This window comes from Rathayibacter sp. Leaf296 (genome assembly GCF_001423045.1).
In the GTDB taxonomy this organism is placed as follows: Bacteria; Actinomycetota; Actinomycetes; order Actinomycetales; family Microbacteriaceae; genus Rathayibacter; species Rathayibacter caricis.
In genome coordinates, this window is record NZ_LMNR01000001.1 from 188,874 (window position 1) to 190,923 (window position 2,050).

Below are 2,050 nucleotides of genomic sequence, written 5' to 3' on the forward strand. Positions count from 1 at the left end.
CAGGTCGCGCACCGAGGCGAGCGACACGAGCGAGATCGCGTTCATCAGCCGCGGCCCGTTCTTGGCGTTGTCGGTGAAGTTGTAGCCGTCCTGCTCGGCGAGCACCGGGCGGGCGCCGTCGGGCAGATCCGCGACCCGCGCGTACAGCTCGACGAACGCCTCGCGCCCCTCGGCCGTCCCCAGGTCGGCCTCGAGCACCCGATGCCCCTGCACGGTGACCTCGACCCGCCGCGCGTCGTCGTCGAAGCGGGTGCGCAACCCGGCGAGCCGCTCGGTGTTCAGCAGCACGAAGTACTCGCGCTTGGGCAGCGGCACGAACGCGTCGGCCCGGTAGGCGCCGTCGGGCTTCGCGAGCGCGAACAGCCGGTCGGCCGGGAACCCGCGACCCGGGCGCAGAACGACGCTGTCGAGCCGCTCCGGCGTCAGCCCCTTCACCGGGTAGCGGTAGAGGGAGTCGAGTGTCGTCGGCACCGTGCGAGAGTACCCCGGGGCACGCGGCAGCCGAGCGGTCCGCCTGTCAGCCCGCGGCCCGCGCCACCCGCTCGGCCAGCAGCGCCGCCCCGGCGTCGTCGAGGTGGTCGAGGGCGTACGACGTCGGCCACAGCCCGCCGTCCTCGTCGAGCGCCGCGTCGACGCTGAAGCCGAACGTCGAGTACCGCGCCTTGTCGACGAGTCCGCTGCGGAAGAACACGATGACGCGCCCCTCCTTCGCCCAGCCGGGCTGCCCGTAGTACAGCTTCGGACGCAGCGCCGGCGCCGCCTCCGTCACGAGCGCGTGCAGCCGCTCGGCGAGCGCGCGGTCGGGCTGCGGCATCTCGGCGATCTTCTCCTCCTGCGCCAGCCGCTCGGCCTCGGCCTTCTCGGCCGCCTTGCCCGCGCGCGCCTCGGCCTTCAGCTCGGCCGCCCGCGCCTTCATCGCCGCCTTCTCCTCCGCCGAGAAGCCCGTGTCGTCGCCCATCGCCGTCCCTCCGTCGTATGCTGCCACGCTAGGCCGTCGCGCGTCCGATCGAGAAGAGGACGGAGTGACGGGGTCGCGTCCCCGGGACGGGTTCCGCCGGTCACCGCCCGCCCGCGTCACTCCTCCCGGACCCGCACCGTGCGCCGCACGTCGACCGCGATCACCACGCCCGTGATCACCATCGACAGCGCGACCGAGCCCGCCGTGTCGCTCAGCCAGTGGTAGCCGAGGTAGAGGCGGCTCACGATCTGCACGACGATCAGCGTCACCGCCACGGCGATCGCGGTCACCGTGAACCAGCGCCGCTGCAGCCTGCTCGCCAGCAGATACGTCGTGATCAGGAGGAAGTCGGCCGTGCCGAGCACGTGCCCGGAGGGGAACGAGAAGGTGCGGTCGGGCCCGAACAGCATCTCGGCGACGGGCGGTCGCGGGTGCTGCACGAGCGGAGCGATCACCTGCGCGAGGATCACGCCCGTCGCCATGCCGACCAGCAGCAGCAGCGGCCGCCAGAGGTGCTTGGCCAGGATGATCCAGCCGATCAGCACGACGAGCACCACGATCGGCAGCACGACCGGCCCGAACAGCACGGCCAGCACGATCATGGGCCCGGTCCGGTCGCGCTCGACGCGCGCGTCGAAGAAGTCCTCGACCGGCCCGTCGAGCCGCTCGATCCCGGTCTGCGTGAGCACGCCGAGCAGGATCGCGACGAACGCGACTCCGCCGAGCAGCGTCAGCAGGCCCGCCGTGATCAGGAGTCGGCGCCGGGCGGCGGCGGGGAGCGTGCGGTCCTCGACGACGAACTTCTCGTGCCAGGCCGAGAGCCGGGCCGTCTTCGAGCCGCTCATCGCGGGGTCCGGTCCAGGGAGCACGGGGCGGTGCTGGTGGTCATCGGCGGGCTCCTCGATCGGTGCTCGCGGCGGTGCGGGCACGCCAGTCTGGCGCGCCGCATCGCTCCGGGGCGAGGCTTGCGCGGCGCGGCCCGGGATGCAGGGGCCGCCTCCGGCTCTCGCGCGATCGAGTGGGCGGGTCCATCCTGGGGCGATGATCGACGAGAAGCAGACCCTGCTCCTGTACCTGCAGGAGGGCCGCGAC

Annotated in this window: 3 protein-coding genes; all 3 read right to left on the reverse strand. The window is 73.0% G+C overall.

What is annotated here, in order from left to right; translation table 11 throughout:
- Positions 1-471, reverse strand: a 471-nt coding sequence (locus tag ASF46_RS19310; RefSeq protein WP_200919644.1) for an MOSC N-terminal beta barrel domain-containing protein, incomplete at its 3' end; no start/stop codon positions are given.
- A gap of 46 nt (positions 472-517) precedes the next feature.
- Complete coding sequence (locus ASF46_RS00835) at positions 518-958, reverse strand: hypothetical protein (protein WP_056866024.1); 441 nt, start codon at positions 956-958, stop codon at positions 518-520.
- 116 nt (positions 959-1,074) lie between these two features.
- Positions 1,075-1,803 (reverse strand): phosphatase PAP2 family protein, encoded by a 729-nt coding sequence (locus ASF46_RS00840; RefSeq protein ID WP_056866025.1) that lies wholly within the window; start codon positions 1,801-1,803, stop codon positions 1,075-1,077.
- Positions 1,804-2,050: the final 247 nt, after the last annotated feature.

Coding starts and splice junctions, on each gene's coding strand:
- ASF46_RS00835 (WP_056866024.1), bottom strand. CDS start 958: ATGGGCGACGACACGGGCTTCTCGGCGGAGGAGAAGGCGGCGATGAAG.
- ASF46_RS00840 (WP_056866025.1), bottom strand. CDS start 1,803: ATGAGCGGCTCGAAGACGGCCCGGCTCTCGGCCTGGCACGAGAAGTTC.